This window comes from Pedobacter sp. KACC 23697 (assembly GCF_045348445.1).
Taxonomy (GTDB): Bacteria; Bacteroidota; Bacteroidia; order Sphingobacteriales; family Sphingobacteriaceae; genus Pedobacter.
Genome location: NZ_CP157485.1, coordinates 975,699 through 992,873 on the forward strand (window position 1 = coordinate 975,699; position 17,175 = coordinate 992,873).

Consider the following 17,175-nt stretch of genomic DNA (forward strand, 5'->3'; position numbering starts at 1 on the left):
AACACACCTTACCAATTGTTATGGAACATTTACATCAATCCTTTACTGTACAATATCATTATAACGTTTTCTTTACCTCTTCCCTTTTTTTACCTGAAAACGAATTGTTGAACAGTTTTCTGGTTAATCTAAATCCTGCTGTTGCGGTAAAGAAAATTTTATTTGTGATTGATGAAGGCGTGGCTGATGCACACAAGGGGCTTATTGATCAGATTAAAGCCTATTTTTCAAAACACAATAAAACGCAGCTGGTTCATGATCTTCTCGTTATCCCGGGAGGTGAACAGGTAAAAAACGATACGAAATATTTTGATCAGGTATTAGAAGCCATTCATATTTATGGTATAGACAGGCATTCTTTTGTGGCTGCGATTGGTGGTGGTGCAGTACTCGATATGGTGGGTTATGCGGCAACCGTTGCACACCGCGGCATTAAACACATCAGGATTCCAAGTACGGTGCTTTCGCAGAACGACTCGGGCGTTGGGGTTAAAAACGGGATTAATTATTTTAATAAAAAAAATTTTTTGGGCACTTTTTCGCCACCTGTTGCTGTTTTTAACGATGAAATATTTTTAAGCACCTTATCTGATCGCGATTGGCGTTCAGGTATTGCTGAAGCAATTAAAGTGGCGCTGATTAAGGATGCTGAATTTTTTGAATGGCTGGAAGAGCATGCTATTGCACTTGCCAATCGGGATACCATAGCCATGAACTACCAGATCTGGAAATGTGCCAAGCTCCATATGGAGCATATCCGCAGTGCCGACCCTTTTGAGAACGGTTCTGCCCGGCCATTGGATTTTGGCCATTGGAGCGCGCATAAATTAGAATACCTCACCAATTTCGAGGTGAGGCATGGGGAAGCGGTTGCCATGGGCATTGCCTTAGATACGGTATATTCCAGTTTATCAGGCAGGATCAGTACCGAAGATGCCCGGAGGGTAATTACCCTGATCCAACAGCTTGGTTTCGAACTTACGCACCCTTTGTTGAAGGTTACCGAAGGCAATAGTCCGATTTTGGATGGACTGGAAGAATTCCGCGAGCATCTTGGTGGCCAACTCACAATTACCTTGCTTACCGGCCTGGGGAGTGGTGAGGAAGTTCATGAAATTGATGCTGACATCTTAAAACAGGCTGCAGAAATTTTAAATAAGCAAGCGGCTATTATTCAACATTAAGCTATGAAATCAACTTCGGGACATTTAACCTTCTGTACCAATATTTATGCGGGTGAAAACTGGATGGCACATTTTGGGGTGTTAAAGTCAAGTTTTCCAATATTAAAGGCACATTTATCGCCAGATGCACCAATGGGGATTGGCCTACGTCTTTCCAATCTGGCCAGCATCGAACTGTTGCAGGATAATCATCTTGAAACATTTAAACAGTGGCTTAAACAGGAAGGTGGCTATGTTTTTACCATGAACGGATTTCCATATGGCGGTTTTCACCATACCCACGTAAAAGATCAGGTACATGCACCCGACTGGACAACGGTTGAACGCGTTGAATATACCTTGCGTTTGGCCGAAATCCTTTCACAATTATTGCCTGATGATCTGGATGGTGGCATTTCAACCTCGCCACTGAGTTATAAGCCGTGGTTTAAAGACGCTGAAGCCAGAATAGATGCTACAACTAATGCAACGATCAATATTATAAAAGTAGCCGAAGGCTTACGTCAGATACAGATTCGAAGTGGTAAGTTGATCCATTTGGATATTGAACCAGAACCGGATGGTTTTCTTGAATCTGGCCCTGAATTTATAGATTGGTACGAAAATGTACTTTTACCTGCCGGAAATGATGAAGATCTGATCAAAAACCACATTTGTTTATGTTATGATGTTTGTCATTTCGCCATTGGTTATGAGCCACATACAGCCATCATCCAGGCATTGCTGCAGAAAGGTATCCAAATCGGGAAAATCCAGATCAGTGCAGCGCTAAAAGCTAAATTGCCGGCAGCTGTTTCCGAAAGAAGCGTAGTTTTGAAGCAGCTGGGGAGTTTTGATGAACCGACTTATCTTCATCAGGTCATCGCCAGGAAAAATGATGGCAGTTTAATCCGTTATCCTGATCTTAAAGAAGCACTGGCAGAAGGTGAAAATCCGGCGGTAGAAGAATGGAGGGCACATTTTCATGTGCCTATTTTTGTAGAAGATATGGGTTTGATCCAGTCTACTCAATCGGATATTATGGAAGTGTTAAAACTGCAAAAAAATAATCCTTTTACCGCTCATTTAGAAGTAGAAACCTATACGTGGGAGGTTTTACCAACTGCTTTAAAAGCACCCCTGAATGATTCTATTATCAGAGAATTAGCCTGGGTTAAAAACTTATTATAAAAAGAATATGCACAAAACTGTTGTTATCGATATCGTAGCCCTATCTGCTTCCGTAATTGGGGTGCATACGCCTTTTCTTCAGAAATATATTGCCGAGCATCATCTCACCGGCATCGAACCATTGTTACCTGCAGTTACTACGGCTGTACAATCTAGCTATCTGACCGGTAAATATCCTTCAGAAAACGGCATTGTGGGAAATGGCTGGTACGATCATGAAGACGCGGAAATCAAATTCTGGAAACAGTCTAACCAACTGGTCAATGCTGAAAAAATCTGGGATCGGGCTAAAAAGGAAGATCCTGATTTTACCTGTGCCAATATGTTCTGGTGGTATAATATGTATTCTACAGCCGATTTTTCGGTAACGCCACGCCCAAACTACCTTGCAGATGGCCGCAAACTGCCGGATTGTTATTCGCAGCCAGCTGAACTGCGCGACCATTTGCAGGCTAAACTGGGACAATTTCCCTTATTTCAGTTTTGGGGACCTGGTGCAAATATCAAATCAACAAGATGGATTGCAGATGCTTCGATGGAAACCGAGAAGCTCCACAATCCAACGCTTACCTTAATTTATTTGCCCCATTTAGATTATTGTTTACAGAAGTTTGGTCCTGATCTGGATAAAATCAGCACAGAATTAAAGGAAATTGACCAGGTGGTTGAAGAGTTGGTGCGTTTTTACGAAAAGAGGGGCGCGCGTATCATTTTGCTTTCTGAATATGGCATTGCACCGGTAAATAACCCCATCCACCTGAATCGCTTGTTCAGAAAGAATGGCTTGATTCAGATCCGTGAAGAAAGAGGGTTAGAGTTGCTTGATGCAGGTGCTTCTAAAGCATTTGTAGTGGCCGATCATCAGGTTGCACATGTATATATTAACGATAAAAGAGTCACTGAACAGGTAAAAGCGCTGTTGAAAAATGTACCAGGAATTGATTTGATACTTGATAAAGCAGAACAGGAGCAATACCACATTAACCATAAACGTTCAGGCGATTTGGTACTGGTTGCCAAAGAAAACAGCTGGTTTACTTATTATTTTTGGTTGGATGATGTAAAAGCTCCGGATTACGCCAGGGTAGTTGATATCCACAAAAAACCTGGTTACGATCCTGTAGAAATGTTCATGACCTCTAAATGGAGGGCTGGATATAAACTTTTAAGAAAAAAGGCAGGTTTCCGTTATGTGATGGATGTAATTCCACTTGATGCTACGCTGGTTAAAGGATCACATGGTGGCATCAATGTAGCTGATCAATATAAACCTGTTCTCATTACTTCAAAAAAAATGGATAAAACCTTGCAGGCACCAGATGTTTATCAGGTGATCTGGGACAGTTTGACTGTTTAAGTATTTTGATTCTTAATTCCGTTATAGCGAACCGAAGAGGGATACCTGCGTAAAGGGTGAAGCACCTGCGAAGCAAGCTTGAATGCAGTTAAAACATTAAACTACAAATGAAAAATCTTTTAGTCATAATTACAGTATAGATTGCTTCGGCTCGTTCAGATCAGTTTTATAATGAGATTTTTGTAAAAAGCTGACATCCAATGTTTTTTTACCATATAAGACATTTAAGTGCCATATAGGTTTAAAGGTCTTTTATTTTTTAAATGTAGGATATCATTGCTGTTTTTTTCAGATCACATGTCTGATGTGCTTTCGCGATGACGAGATATTCCATCCTATTCTTCTAATTTTCCTCACTAAATAGGTTAAAATAGCAGGAACTATTTCTACTGTTCCCTTACGAAACGGTATCCACAGCCCTCAATACAAGGTGGATTAATCTCCAGTGAGTTTGCAGAAACCTGGTATCGGAAAACTACTGGCATTTGATAGGTTTTGGCATAAACCTCCATTCTTACACTGTCCAAAATTTTAAATGAAATTAAATTTGGAATAGCATCTCCTTTAAATTTCCCGGCTTGGTTTCCTGATTTTTCTACCTGAAGATATTTGGCTTCGCCCGTAACTTTTGTGTACTTACCCTGTCCATTACCGATATCAAACAACGTTTCGGTCAATTTCCATTTGCCGTAAACTTCGCCGGGTCTGTCGTTATTGTTATCCGATTTTTTGCAGCATACATCGATAATGCCTCCAACTGCTAAAAGCAGTATCAATATTTTTTTCATCAAGCTTTAATTTACAGCTTAAACGTTACTGAGTATTAAAACGCTACTGAAACCTCCGTTTAATTTTATTTTTATGGATAATTGACTATTGTAAGCATATAAATGCCCGATCGCTCTCGGATAACTTACAAATAAACATGGGTTTTTCCAATTGCCTGCTATCGGATTGGTAAAGCAGGTCTGGTCATGTTTATAAAAGGGCACAAAATAAGGGCATTTGACTGTATCAATGATGTATCGCACTTTCCTTTAGTTTACCATCATCCCATCTAAATACAGTTTTAAATCTTACTTCCAAATGAGGATATAATGGTCAGCGTATCAAAGCTGCTTGCCTCCGGTTTTAATGGCGTATAGGGTGTAAATGGGCGATATGATCATCGCTGGAAGATATTATTCCAGTCCGGCACTAAAGTCTATTCCATAGTCAAAATCAAGAAGCGCTGTTGGATGGATTTTTAAACCAATGGCTAATCTCATTATGGTAATAAAATTCGGACTGGTTTCTCCATTTTCATATTTAATGATATCTCCTGTATTAACACCACTTCTTTTATAAAATTCACGATAAGAAAGTTCCTGTTCCTCTTTTAAGGATTTTAAGTGCTCACCAAAGCTTTTCAGAATTATTTTTTCTTTCTCACTGATCATTTCATTGCTAATAAAAATACAATTGGCAATGTCTTTTATATTTTATTTAAAAACGTCATGTAATTACTTGACATTTGTATTTTTTCTGTTTACATTTACGTAATAAAAAAATAAAACCAGTAAAAGGTAAAATTAAGAGTCTTGCAACCTCAAATCTCACGCCGTTGGAGCAAGACAGCAGATTTTATCCCATTTCTTATAGCGGAATTGCTATCTTTAGCTTTCCAAAATAAGAGTGGGCTTCTGCTGTAATTCCATTTCAACGTAAGGCGTGAGCAATAGCTATTTTACTGTTTTAGAAAACCGCAAAACTTCAAAAGACACAGGAAAAAATAGATGGTTGCCTACGCTATGCGTGGGTGCCTGTTTATCTTGTGTCTGGGCATTTTGCGGTGCCTCTAAAGCGGATATCAGGTCAACCCACGCTTTTTATGGACAGCCCTTCCCAGTCAAATTATTTTCTTCTCAACCTGCCAATCGCAGAACTTCCACTATCCGAAAATTTTAAACTTAGAAGTAAATTAATGGGTTTTTTCACTCTTCAGGATATTATTGGAGTCAAACAAAAAAAGTTATCTATGCTTGAGGATTATTCAGAACACTGGTATCTTGAATTTGTAGATTTCTTATATAGAAAAGAATTATTGAATCTGCTTGGTTAGCATTTTTCCTGGGCAATGGCTAACATGGTGACGATTTTGTCAATCACTTTTTGAACATCTTTTTCCACATTTCCGTAGTACGCATTTTTAAAGCTTTTTGCTGATATGATAGCTTTCTCTGCAGTACTATAATGTTTAGTAACATATTGGTGTAACGCTTTGGGACTATTTGTTGAGATAATGCCAGCTTCAACCTGTAGGTTAATAAATATGGCAAGCTGTCTAACTGTAAAGGTTACTTTAAAATTACTCTCTAAAATACCACCACGACTGAGGTCTTCGGCTATGGTATCTATTGATTTGAGATAGCTGATTTCACTTTCAATATATCTTAATATAGATTCATCAATGTTGGGCAAATTTCTATTGTATGGTATGTTTATGGTTTTAAAAACCTGCCCAATGAGTTTTTTAAAGAAATGAATTAATCTATATTGCTCGCTAATGTTCTCGCATTTCTGAAGTTCATGGTTAAGATGGCTGCAGCAGAAATGATAAAAACAGGGATGATTAAAATTTAAAGAAACGAGCAACAGCATAATTTCAGATAGCTCTAAAGGAGACCCGGATTTGTTTAATGCAAGTTTAATTGACTCCAAGAAATCTTTCAGATACCCAGCCTGTTCAAAAGTGAAACGGCTTGAGCTGCTATTTATATGTTCGAAGATATGCTTAAATAGGGTTATGGTTTCATGATCTGCATGTAGCTCCTCGATATTTTTTAGCATCTGGCTGGCATTTTCTGTAATGTTTGATAAGAGTTGTTTCTGGCTGACTGCCGGAATAGGACAATCATAGTCAAAATAATAAGGAAACAACTGCTGGAGATCCAAAACCATCTGGTTGATCAGGTTTGCTATGTTACTAATCTCGTCATTTCCGTTTTTTCGATTGTTGTTTGGGGCATCCTCATTCATCGAAGCTCCTAACTCATCCATTAATTGCAGCAATCCTCTTTGATGTTGCCTGGTGTAAGCCTTAGCTCTATCAGGCTCCGCCTGTGCAACATGATGTAGAATGGAACTGATTACCCGTTTACTTTCCTTTAAAATTGCGTCTTGTAGTTTTTTATAAGGGCACTGAAGTGTGGCTCCAACTTTAATGGTATCCAAAATTAATTCCCTGAAACCGATAAGTTCGTATATCATTTGCTTGATAGCCAATTGCCTAATTCTAGGATTTTTATTTTAATTTCTCGAACTAACGTGGTAAAACGCAGCATTAACGCGGTAAAACTAAATTTTAACAATTGTTGGCTGGTATAAGCAGGTTATTGGTGCTAAAAGGCTAGATATGGATTATACATCATGATGGGAATGGAAAAATAGATGGTATACCAGGTTTATGGTGGACATTTACGCTGATGTGATATAATTTATTCTTCTAGATGGCTCTCTATTGGGCGAGAGATCTGGTTGATCTCGTCCACGGCCAATGAAAGATGATTATTGTTTCCGGTCAATTTTATCATCAGCCGCCAGTTCCTCAAGATTGATCTTTTCAGCTTTTAATGAGATCCGGTCAGCTTACTGTTTTTGATTACGCCCAATATATCACCTAAATAAACAATCTTAAAATAACCATCTTTTGGAGTAATGGTCAGTATTACTGTCTAATCGTTCTGGTTACTATCAATATTAAATGCAGGAATGATCTCAAAACCACTGCATGCTGCTTATTTTTTTTGGTAAAAATGGAATAGGTTGTCAGATTAGCCAAACCACGATCTTCGATATGTTGGAAGGAATGTATTAAGACCGGCTTTCCGGGGGGGTAGATGTTGTCATACATATTTAGACACTTTCTCAAATGTTTAAACCGATTAATTGTTTAACTCTACTGCTGAACAACTAATCGGCCTAAACAACAATGGCATTAATCCACTCTTCCCGGATATTGCTTTAATGCAATTTCCAGACAGTCCATAGCTGCATTTAAATCGTCGGTGTTTAATACATATGCCATACGGACCTCATTTTTACCAGAACCAGGGGTAGAGTAGAAGCCAGTGGCAGGTGCCATCATTACCGTTTGGTTATTATGATTAAAATCCTCTAAAATCCACTGACAGAATTTATCGGCATCATCGATCGGAAATTTAGCTACTACATAAAATGCACCACCTGGATTAGGACAAAAAACGCCATCTATGTTATTTAACCGATTGACCAAGGTATCTCTGCGTAATGTATATTCGGTATTTACTTTTTCAAAATAACTGTCTGGTGTATCTACAGCCGCTGCACCAGCAATCTGTTCTACCATGCCAGGGCTTAATCTTGCCTGTGCAAATTTTAATCCTGATGCAATAACTTCTTTATTTTTGGTAATTAAACAGCCTAAGCGCGCACCGCAAGCACTATAACGTTTAGAAACCGTATCCATAACCACCACATTTTCATCTAAACCATCTAAATGCATCGGCGAAATAAATTCCCTTCCATCGTAGCAAAATTCGCGATAAGCTTCATCAGAGAATAAAAACAGATCGTATTTAATGCAAAGTGTTTTTAATGCTTCTAATTCTTCTTTAGAATATAAATAACCCGTAGGGTTATTCGGGTTACAGATGATAATCGCTTTGGTTTTTTCCGTAATCAATTTTTCGAATTCAGCAATCGGTGGTAAGGCAAAACCATTTTCAATATAAGAAAGGATCGGTTTTACGACAACATTGCTCATGCAGGCAAAGCCGTTGTAATTGGCATAAAAAGGCTCTGGAATGATGATTTCATCACCTTCGTTTACACAGGCTTGCATGGCAATGGTAATGGCCTCAGAGCCACCAACGGTGACCAGGATATTTTCTGGTGTAATATTGTAACCCAGTTTATTATAGTATTCGGTCAGTTTTAAACGGTAGGCAAGTGTACCTTCAGACGGTGTATAGGCCCAAACATTAAAATCAATGTTTTTGATGGCGTTTAACATTCCTTCCGGTGTTTCTATATCTGGTTGACCAATATTTAAGTGGAAAACTTTTTTACCATCTTTTTTAGCTTGATCCGCAAATGGGGTTAACTTTCTGATTGGTGATGCAGGCATCTGCACACCTTTTTGTGAAATTTTTGGCATGGCACAAAAATAAAAAAGTCCGGATGAAAATCCGGACTTTTTAAATATTATCGTTTAAAAAATTATTTTGAAGATGCGGCAACTGTTTCACCTTTAATGTAAAGCACTTTAATTGGTGTTTTAGCATTTGAGGTAATGGTTACAGCTTTAGAAAAAGTTGATGGACCGGCAGCAGCATTAAATGTTACTGAAATTACACCTGTTTCACCTTTCTTTAGTGGAGTAGAAGTATATTTAGGTACTGTACATCCACAGCTAGCCTCCGCTTTGGTGATAATTAAAGGCGCTTCACCAACGTTAGTATATTTAAAGTCGAAAGTTACTGGTTTGTTTAAAACGATTTTACCAAAATCGTGTGTTTCTGATTCAAATTTAAATTCTGCAGGCTTGGTTTGTGCATTTACTGCAAGTCCCAAACCTAAAACAAAAGCGAATAATACTAAGATCTTTTTCATATTATGTGATTGTAATTTATTTTTTAAAATTCTAAAACAAATTTAATGTTTTATTGATAAAACAAAAACTATTCCAAATATATTTTGCAATTCCATATATAATTTTACAATGTAGGATAAAGGCAAACTTTTAATTTTGCATATATTTGCCGCAACCAATCTTTGATTACTATGCCGAATGAAAAATTGATGACCAAAACTAATGATGCTTCCGAACTCAGTTTTAACGATTTTAAATCTATCGTTATAAACGACTATAAAATAGCCTTCGAAAGTAGGCAGGCCAGCATTTTAGGCCGTAGGGAAGTATTAACGGGTAAGGCTAAATTTGGTATTTTCGGTGATGGTAAAGAAGTTCCGCAATTGGCCATGGCGAAAGCGTTTAAAAATGGCGATTGGCGTTCCGGTTATTATCGCGATCAGACTTTTGCTTTTGCAACAGGGATTTCTACCATTAAAGAGTTTTTTGCACAGCTTTATGCCAATCCAGCTGATGGGGCTGATCCATTTTCGGGGGGAAGACAGATGAACTGTCATTTTGCCACCAAATCTGTAAATGAGGATGGCAGCTGGAACGATTTAACACAGATTAAGAACTGCTCATCAGATATTTCGCCAACAGGTGGCCAGATGGCCCGTTTGGTAGGTTTAGCTTATGCCTCTAAATTATTCAGGCAAAATAAAGAACTCGATTACTTAAAACACTTTTCTGTAAACGGTAATGAAGTTGCGTTTGGTACCATCGGTAACGCATCAACTTCTGAAGGGGTGTTTTTTGAAGCCATTAATGCTGCAGGTGTTTTACAGGTACCCATGGCCATTTCTGTTTGGGATGATAACTATGGCATTTCGGTTCCGGCAAAATATCAAACTACTAAAGAAGATATTTCAGAGGTTTTAAAGGGCTTTCAGCGTAATGCTGATCAACCAGGTTACGAAATTTATAAGGTAAAAGGCTGGGATTATCCGGCTTTATGTGAGGTTTATGAAAAAGCAATACATGTTTGCAGAGATGAACATGTACCTGTTTTAATTCATGTTACCGAACTTACTCAGCCTCAGGGGCATTCTACCTCTGGTTCGCACGAACGGTACAAATCAAAAGACCGTTTATCTTGGGAAACTGAATACGATTGTATCCAAAAAATGCGCGCCTGGATGCTCGATTCTGCAGTTGCAACTGAAGAGGAAATTGCGGAGGTAGAGAAAAATGCAAAGGTTTTGGTGCGCAATGCACAGAAAGAGGCCTGGAATGAGTTTTTAGATAGCATTAAACCTGAACAAAAACAAGTAGTTGATTTAATCGGAGGTATAGCTAAACATCAACCCGAACTGGCCAAAATTGCGGCAAATTTAGCTTCAACAGCCGATGCACAGCGCAGGGAGGTTTTTGCTGCTGCGCGCAAAGCCATACGTTTATCTGCTGGTTTCAACACCCCTGAACGTCATGAACTGCTGGTATGGTATAAACAACAGGCTCATTTAAATTACGACCGTTACAATTCCAAACTGCATACAAACGGCAAAGAAAGTCCGGATACGATTGCAGTGGTTGAACCGATATACGATGATCAACCGAAAATGGTTGATGGCAGGGAAGTGCTCAATGCCTGCTTTAATGAAAATTTTGCACGCGATCCACGATTAGTTGCTTTTGGGGAAGATTTGGGGAATATTGGAGATGTAAATCAAGGTTTTGCAGGATTACAGGCCAAATATGGTGAATTAAGGATTACCGATACCGGAATCAGGGAAATGACCATAATGGGGCAGGGTATTGGATTGGCCATGAGAGGCTTAAAGCCAATTGCCGAAATACAGTACCTTGATTATCTAATTTTTGCATTAAATGTACTTAGCGACGATTTGGCATCGCTCTCTTACCGTACGAAAGGGATTCAAAAAGCGCCGGTTATTGTGCGTACGCGCGGTCATCGGTTGGAAGGAATCTGGCATTCGGGTTCGCCAATCAGCATGATTTTAGGCAGTTTAAGAGGGATGCATTTATGTGTACCAAGAAATATGACACAAGCCGCCGGCATGTACAACACGCTTTTCAGGGCTGATGAACCAGCAATTGTAATTGAATGTTTAAATGGTTACCGGCTTAAAGAAAAACTACCGGGTAATCCGGGCAATTTTACGGTACCATTGGGCAGGGCAGAGGTTTTAGAAGAAGGAACTGATATTACAGTTATCTCTTACGGTTCTTCCTTAAGAATTGTTCAGGAAGCAGCAGAAGAGCTGAGTTTATTAGGGATTTCTGTTGAAATTATAGATCCGCAAACGCTCTTACCTTTCGATACCACGCAGGTTTGTGTAAACTCGCTTACCAAAACCAATAAATTGCTGATCGTAGATGAGGATGTTCCGGGAGGTGCATCAGCATATATCCTGCAAAAGGTTCTGGAAGAACAAAAAGGCTATTTCCATTTAGATGGCCAGCCGAAAACATTATCGGCTAAAGCACACCGCCCACCTTTTGGATCAGACGGTGATTATTTCAGCAAGCCATCTGTTGATGATGTAATTGAAACCGTTTACCAGATGATGCACGATGCAAATCCAACTAAATATCCCTCACTATTTTAATCAATAGTTGTTTATCCTGGATTATTTGTGGTTTATAATCGGCTTCCTGGCTGATTTATCTGATAAGTGATTGAAATTTCGATGAAACGGTGAAAAAACTTGTGACCTCTGGATCATTTGTTTATTTTTAAACCAACCTTATTATTGTTGTCTCATCATGTTTTGTCTCATCCCGAATATAAATGCTGTGATTTTCAAGATTTTTCGTGGAATTTTCCAATCAGGTTATTAATGATTTTGATTCGAAAATGAAGCCCAATCTTATAGATATCCAGTTAGTTAATAAAGCATGTTTTTTAAAAAAGGGCATGCTGTTTCTTCTTTTTTTATTGCTATGCACAGCTGGCTTTAGTCAGGTAGGCGCACCACAGAAAAAACTCGATAGCCTTTTAAATTTAAATCAAAAGAATCTAAAATCAGATTCTACCAAAATCAAAATATTGACGGAGGTTTACCGCCAATACATGAGGATGAAAAACGTAGAAAAGGCGGAGGAATATATAGATAAAACCATTCGGCTTTCCCATGAAAAAAATCTGAAAAAATTTTCTGCAATTGCTTATTACCGAAGGGGCTTAATGTATCATGGAAGATCTGAATATCAAAAAGCAGAAGAAAACTATCAAAATGCCGTAAATGAGTATGCTTCGGTAGGGAATTTGGATATGGTAGCTGGTACTTACCTTAATCTGGGTGCCTTGTATGGCAGTATTCCTGATTATGTTAAATCGTTAGAAGTAAACCAGAAGGCGATAGCCATTTATGAAAAAATGGGCAATGAAGTTGACATGGCAAGTTGTTATACCAATATTTCTACTATTTATCAGCGTTTAGGCAATCAAAGTCAGGCCTTGGTTTACATGAACATGGCGTTAAAAATATTTACTAAAGATGGTGAAAATTCGAGAGGGGCGGCAGTTGTTTATGGCTTAATCGGAAGCAATTATTTCGAGGCTTCTGATCGTGAATTGGTGGAGATGAATGTAATGCCCAGCCAAAAAATAAAACTGGCATTAACCTATTACAACAAATCATTAAAGGTATCAGAGAGTATTGGAGATTTAGGATTAATCGCTACGGTTAAAAGAGATCTTGGCGACTTATACAGTTCAACAGGCCAAAAGGATGTGGCATTAAAATCATATCAAAAATCGGTCGAGTTAAATAAATCAGGAGAAGATAAAGAAGCCTATGCTGCAAGTTTATATGCTTTGGGTAATTTTTACCAAAAAGAAAATGATTTAGAAAATGCCATCACGTTACTCAATAGTAGTTTGAAAATTGCAGAAGACAATAAACTGCTGGATATCGAAAAACAATCTGCCTTAGGCCTGAGTGCTGTATATGAAAAACTAAAAGATTATAACAAATCGTTAGCTTACTACAGGCAGTATATTGCCGTTAGAGATAAAATTTTTGATGAGGAGAAGGAAAAGGAAATAACCAGAAGGCAACTGCAACTCGATTTTGGTATTAAAGAGCGCGATTATTTATTGAAACAAAAACTTACAGAAGGCGAGTTAAAAAGACAGCAGCAGGAACTTGAGCTTAAAAGACAACAGTTAGTTTTGAGTGATAAGGAAAAAGCTTTGGATCTGTTAACTTTTCAAAAAGCAAAAGCTGACCTCGATATCCAGCGCCTGGCCCAGGATAATAAATTTGCAAAAGCCAGGTTTGAGGCCCAGTTAGCCAGCGGTGTAAAGGATAAGCAGATTAGTAAGCAGGTACAACAGATTAAATTTGATAGTCGCATTAAATTATTCCTTACCATAGCGACCATACTGATTCTGATTATTGCCCTTGTTATATTTTACAATCAGCGGAAAACGAAGCGGCTGAATATTATTATCAATAACCAAAAACGAGAGTTAGAGCAGTTAAGTAAAGTTAAAGATCGAATCTTCAGCGTAGTCAGTCATGATATGCGTACCCCTGTAAATTCGTTAATTTCCTTTATGCAGCTGCTGGAAGGTGGTAATATTGAGCAAGAAAAGTTAAAGAGGTATGCGGTTTCGTTAAAAAATAACCTTACCTATACCTCCACAATGATGGAAAACCTCCTGAATTGGGCAGCCAGTCAGATGCAGGGTTTTAACCCATATTTACAATCGTTGGATATTTGTGAACTGATTAATGAAGTTATTCTTTCTCTGCAACATCATGCCAATGAAAAAAGTCTGGCTATTGAAAATTTAGTGCCAGCCAAAACATTTTGCAAGGTAGATTCGAATATGTTTATGCTGGTTATTCGAAATATCGTGAGCAATGCCATTAAATTTACACCAAATGGTGGTGTCATTACCATTGGAGCGATTCCTACTGAAAACACGCTTGAAATTAAAATCTCTGATACGGGCATCGGTTTAAAATCTGCACAAATCGAGCATTTTAATCAGCATGGTTATTCAGGCGTAGGGATGAGCACTTTGGGCACCAATAAAGAAAAAGGCACTGGCTTAGGCTTATTGCTCTCCAGAACCTTTATTAGCTTAATGGATGGTGAAATCAGTGCAGGCATTAATCTCACAGGTGGGAGTTATTTTAAAATAACCCTGAAAAAATAACTTATTTTAAAAATCTCGACAGAATTTTCTTATCGATTGATTTTTCCAGTAATTCCTGTCGGTTAGAAGCACTTATAGGAACTAAAAAGTTATGTTCTAAATGGACCTCATGATTAGTTAAGGTTACAATATGGTTCACATTAATGATATATTGTTTATGTACCCTGGAGAAAATTTTAGCAGGCAATTGTTTTTCTAAATTTTTTAAGCTTACTAAAATAATATGTTTATCCGTACGGGTAAACAGTTTTGAAAAATCGCCCATACTTTCGATATAAATCACATCATTGTATTTAAGCTTCGTTATGCCCTTAGTCTCTCTAAAAAAGAAATAGTCGTCATCCGTTTTATCATCAATGTTTAAGTTTTCTACAGGAAGTTTATTTACCTGTTTCCTTAATTCAATATATTCTATTGCTTTGTTGGTGGCCTTTAAGATACGTTCGAAAGTTGCGGGCTTAACAATAAAATCCAGGGCATCCAGGTTAAAACCTTCTGCTGCGTACTCGCTAAATGAAGTAATAAAAATAAATAAGGGCTGCTTTTTTAAACTTTTTAATAAATCCATACCAGAAAGTTCTGGCATATCAATATCAGAATAAACAATATCTATGGATGTAGTTGATAAAATTTGTGAGGCCGCTATGCCATTACTACAAACAGCAATAATATTTAATGATGGAATTTTTTTTAGATGCATTTCTACGGCATCTCTTTCAATTTCGTTATCATCAACAATTAAACAGTTGTACGTCATTTAGATATAAGGATATAATTAGTTAGAAAACAAGTATTTTATTTGAATCTTTAATTTGCAATAAATGTAGATTACAAGTCAATTTAGATGTTAAAAACTACGATATACAAAGGTAAACTTTATTTTTGGTGTTTTTTTTCTCCGGTATATAATTTCTCGCCAGCTTTTATGTCCAATGGTAAGTCGTTTTCTGCTGGTGGTACAGGGCAGCGGTAGCCTTCACTGTAGGCGCAGTAAGGGTTATAAGCTTTATTAAAGTCGATTTCGATATGATTATTCACAATTTCTTTAGCATCCAGATCAATGTACCTGCCACCGCCATAAGTTTCCTTATTGTTGGTTTCATCTGTAAAGGGTAAAAAGAGGTGATCTTTATAAATGGGGTTATTAGATAAAGAAACACTTCTATACAAGGTCATTTGGATTTTCTCTTTATGGAGAACGAAGTTTACATGGGCATATTTATAGTAATCACCGCCAGAACCATTAAAAGTAGGCATTTTAAAAACTTTTTCGTTCTTTAACAATTCTACATCTGCCACAATTTTGTAAGTACCATCTGCATCATAAAAGTGCAGGTTTTGCAGATCGTTTTGATTAAGCGGCGATCGCTCGTCTTTAATGAAATCCTGTTTATAAGCTTCACGGTGTTTTGCGATCTGTTCAGCGTAACTTTGCGCAAGGCTATTCATGCTGATCAATAGGAATAAGAAGGTGATGATTCTCATGGGTAGAAACTAGATCATACTGGCTTTGTTCCTTAAAAACTGATCGGCTAAAACCAGTGCAGCCATGGCTTCAACGATAACTACTGCTCTGGGGACCACACAGGGGTCGTGCCGGCCTTTGCCTTTAATCTCCGAAGCTTCCCCAGCTGCATTGATGGTTTGTTGGTTATGCATAATGGTTGCTACGGGTTTAAATGCTACTTTAAAGGTAATGTCCATTCCATTAGAAATTCCCCCTAAAATACCCCCGGCATAATTGGTTGTCGTTTTAAATACTTTCGAATCTGCAGCTTTTGGTTGAGGGATATCATTGTGTTGCGATCCGCGTAATTCGCTTCCCGCAAAACCAGAGCCATATTCGAAACCATGAACGGCATTAATACTCAGCATGGCTTTGCCTAAATCTGCATGCAATTTATCGAAAACAGGTTCGCCTAAACCCGCAGGACAGCCTTTTATTATGCAGCCTATTTTTCCGCCAACGGTATCGCCATCTTTTCTAACCGAATCTATAAATTCGATCATTTCATGTGCGGTAGCGGGATCGGCACAGCGTACAATATTTTCCTCTCTGATTTGCAATAAAGCAGCTAAATCATTGCTTTCTAAATTAGGGGCTTCTATTGTACCTACTGACGTTACATGGGCAAAAATTTCAATGCCCTGTTGTTTTAGGAATAGTTTTGCAATGGCACCTGCTGCTACACGGGCTGCAGTCTCGCGTGCAGAAGAACGCCCCCCGCCCCGGTGATCGCGAATCCCATACTTCGCATCATAAACATAATCGGCGTGGCTGGGACGGTAAACATCAACATTATGCCCGTAATCTTTTGAACGCTGATCTTCATTCGGGATTAAAAGCGCAATTGGTGTGCCGGTACTTTTTCCTTCAAATACACCCGATAAAATCTGAACGGTATCGCTTTCTTTTCTTTGCGTGGTGATTTTAGATTGACCTGGTTTACGTTTGTCCAGTTCTGACTGGATAAAATCCAGATCAATATCCAATTGTGCCGGACAGCCATCGATAATTACACCAATGGCCACACCATGAGATTCGCCAAAGGTTGTGATGCGAAAAAGTTGTCCGAATGAGTTGCCTGCCATATTTGATTTTAGATGTGAGAAGCCAGATATGAGATTTGAGCAGTACCCATTCTATCTAAACTTCAGATTTTAATTTTAATTATTT

Annotated in this window: 14 protein-coding genes; 6 read left to right on the top strand and 8 right to left on the bottom strand. The window is 38.2% G+C overall.

Features of this window, described 5'->3' with window-relative positions; all coding sequences use genetic code 11:
- Window positions 1–20: 20 nt before the first annotated feature.
- Genes ABEG20_RS04110 through ABEG20_RS04120 form a run of 3 tightly spaced genes read left to right on the top strand, consistent with a single transcriptional unit; the run spans window position 21 to window position 3,711 of the window.
- Window positions 21–1,184: a 3-dehydroquinate synthase gene (locus tag ABEG20_RS04110; RefSeq protein WP_406826119.1), complete on the top strand. Its 1,164-nt coding sequence runs from the start codon at window positions 21–23 to the stop codon at window positions 1,182–1,184.
- A gap of 3 nt (window positions 1,185–1,187) precedes the next feature.
- Window positions 1,188–2,354: a metabolite traffic protein EboE gene (gene eboE / locus ABEG20_RS04115; protein ID WP_406826120.1), complete on the top strand. Its 1,167-nt coding sequence runs from the start codon at window positions 1,188–1,190 to the stop codon at window positions 2,352–2,354.
- A 7-nt stretch (window positions 2,355–2,361) separates the two neighbouring features.
- The gene (locus tag ABEG20_RS04120) at window positions 2,362–3,711 is read left to right on the top strand and encodes an alkaline phosphatase family protein (protein ID WP_406826121.1); all 1,350 of its coding nucleotides are present in this window, start codon (window positions 2,362–2,364) and stop codon (window positions 3,709–3,711) included.
- A 386-nt stretch (window positions 3,712–4,097) separates the two neighbouring features.
- Here the strand turns inward: ABEG20_RS04120 and ABEG20_RS04125 are convergent, their stop codons facing one another.
- Window positions 4,098–4,499: a hypothetical protein gene (locus ABEG20_RS04125; RefSeq protein ID WP_406826122.1), complete on the bottom strand. Its 402-nt coding sequence runs from the start codon at window positions 4,497–4,499 to the stop codon at window positions 4,098–4,100.
- A gap of 393 nt (window positions 4,500–4,892) precedes the next feature.
- Entirely contained in the window at window positions 4,893–5,150 is a 258-nt protein-coding gene (locus ABEG20_RS04130) for a helix-turn-helix domain-containing protein (protein WP_406826123.1), read from the bottom strand.
- Between the two features lie 431 nt (window positions 5,151–5,581).
- Between ABEG20_RS04130 and ABEG20_RS04135 the strand changes: the two genes are divergently transcribed.
- Window positions 5,582–5,812, top strand: a complete 231-nt coding sequence (locus tag ABEG20_RS04135; RefSeq protein ID WP_406826124.1) for a hypothetical protein — start codon at window positions 5,582–5,584, stop codon at window positions 5,810–5,812.
- Here ABEG20_RS04135 and ABEG20_RS04140 read toward each other — a convergent pair.
- The 3 genes from ABEG20_RS04140 to ABEG20_RS04150 all read right to left on the bottom strand — a co-directional run bounded on the left by ABEG20_RS04140 (window position 5,809) and on the right by ABEG20_RS04150 (window position 9,342).
- Complete coding sequence (locus ABEG20_RS04140) at window positions 5,809–6,924, bottom strand: hypothetical protein (protein WP_406826125.1); 1,116 nt, start codon at window positions 6,922–6,924, stop codon at window positions 5,809–5,811. The two genes, ABEG20_RS04135 and ABEG20_RS04140, sit on opposite strands and share 4 nt — an antisense overlap.
- A 763-nt stretch (window positions 6,925–7,687) precedes the next feature.
- The gene (locus ABEG20_RS04145; RefSeq protein ID WP_406826126.1) at window positions 7,688–8,887 is read right to left on the bottom strand and encodes a pyridoxal phosphate-dependent aminotransferase; all 1,200 of its coding nucleotides are present in this window, start codon (window positions 8,885–8,887) and stop codon (window positions 7,688–7,690) included.
- A gap of 62 nt (window positions 8,888–8,949) precedes the next feature.
- Window positions 8,950–9,342: a DUF1573 domain-containing protein gene (locus tag ABEG20_RS04150; protein ID WP_406826127.1), complete on the bottom strand. Its 393-nt coding sequence runs from the start codon at window positions 9,340–9,342 to the stop codon at window positions 8,950–8,952.
- Window positions 9,343–9,513: 171 nt separating this feature from the next.
- Between ABEG20_RS04150 and ABEG20_RS04155 the strand changes: the two genes are divergently transcribed.
- Window positions 9,514–11,934, top strand: a complete 2,421-nt coding sequence (locus ABEG20_RS04155; RefSeq protein ID WP_406826128.1) for a thiamine pyrophosphate-dependent enzyme — start codon at window positions 9,514–9,516, stop codon at window positions 11,932–11,934.
- Between the two features lie 308 nt (window positions 11,935–12,242).
- Window positions 12,243–14,498: a tetratricopeptide repeat protein gene (locus ABEG20_RS04160; RefSeq protein WP_406826129.1), complete on the top strand. Its 2,256-nt coding sequence runs from the start codon at window positions 12,243–12,245 to the stop codon at window positions 14,496–14,498.
- Between the two features lies 1 nt (window position 14,499).
- On the opposite strand, the gene ABEG20_RS04165 is transcribed toward ABEG20_RS04160, so the two are convergent.
- The 3 genes from ABEG20_RS04165 to aroC form a co-directional block, all read right to left on the bottom strand.
- A complete protein-coding gene (locus ABEG20_RS04165; RefSeq protein ID WP_406826130.1) occupies window positions 14,500–15,255 on the bottom strand; it encodes a LytR/AlgR family response regulator transcription factor in 756 nt (251 codons plus the stop codon).
- 119 nt (window positions 15,256–15,374) lie between these two features.
- Window positions 15,375–15,983 carry a DUF1684 domain-containing protein gene (locus ABEG20_RS04170; RefSeq protein ID WP_406826131.1) on the bottom strand — a complete coding sequence of 203 codons (609 nt, stop codon included), beginning with the start codon at window positions 15,981–15,983 and terminating at the stop codon, window positions 15,375–15,377.
- A gap of 9 nt (window positions 15,984–15,992) precedes the next feature.
- Complete coding sequence (gene aroC / locus ABEG20_RS04175) at window positions 15,993–17,090, bottom strand: chorismate synthase (protein ID WP_406826132.1); 1,098 nt, start codon at window positions 17,088–17,090, stop codon at window positions 15,993–15,995.
- Between the last annotated feature and the right edge of the window lie 85 nt (window positions 17,091–17,175).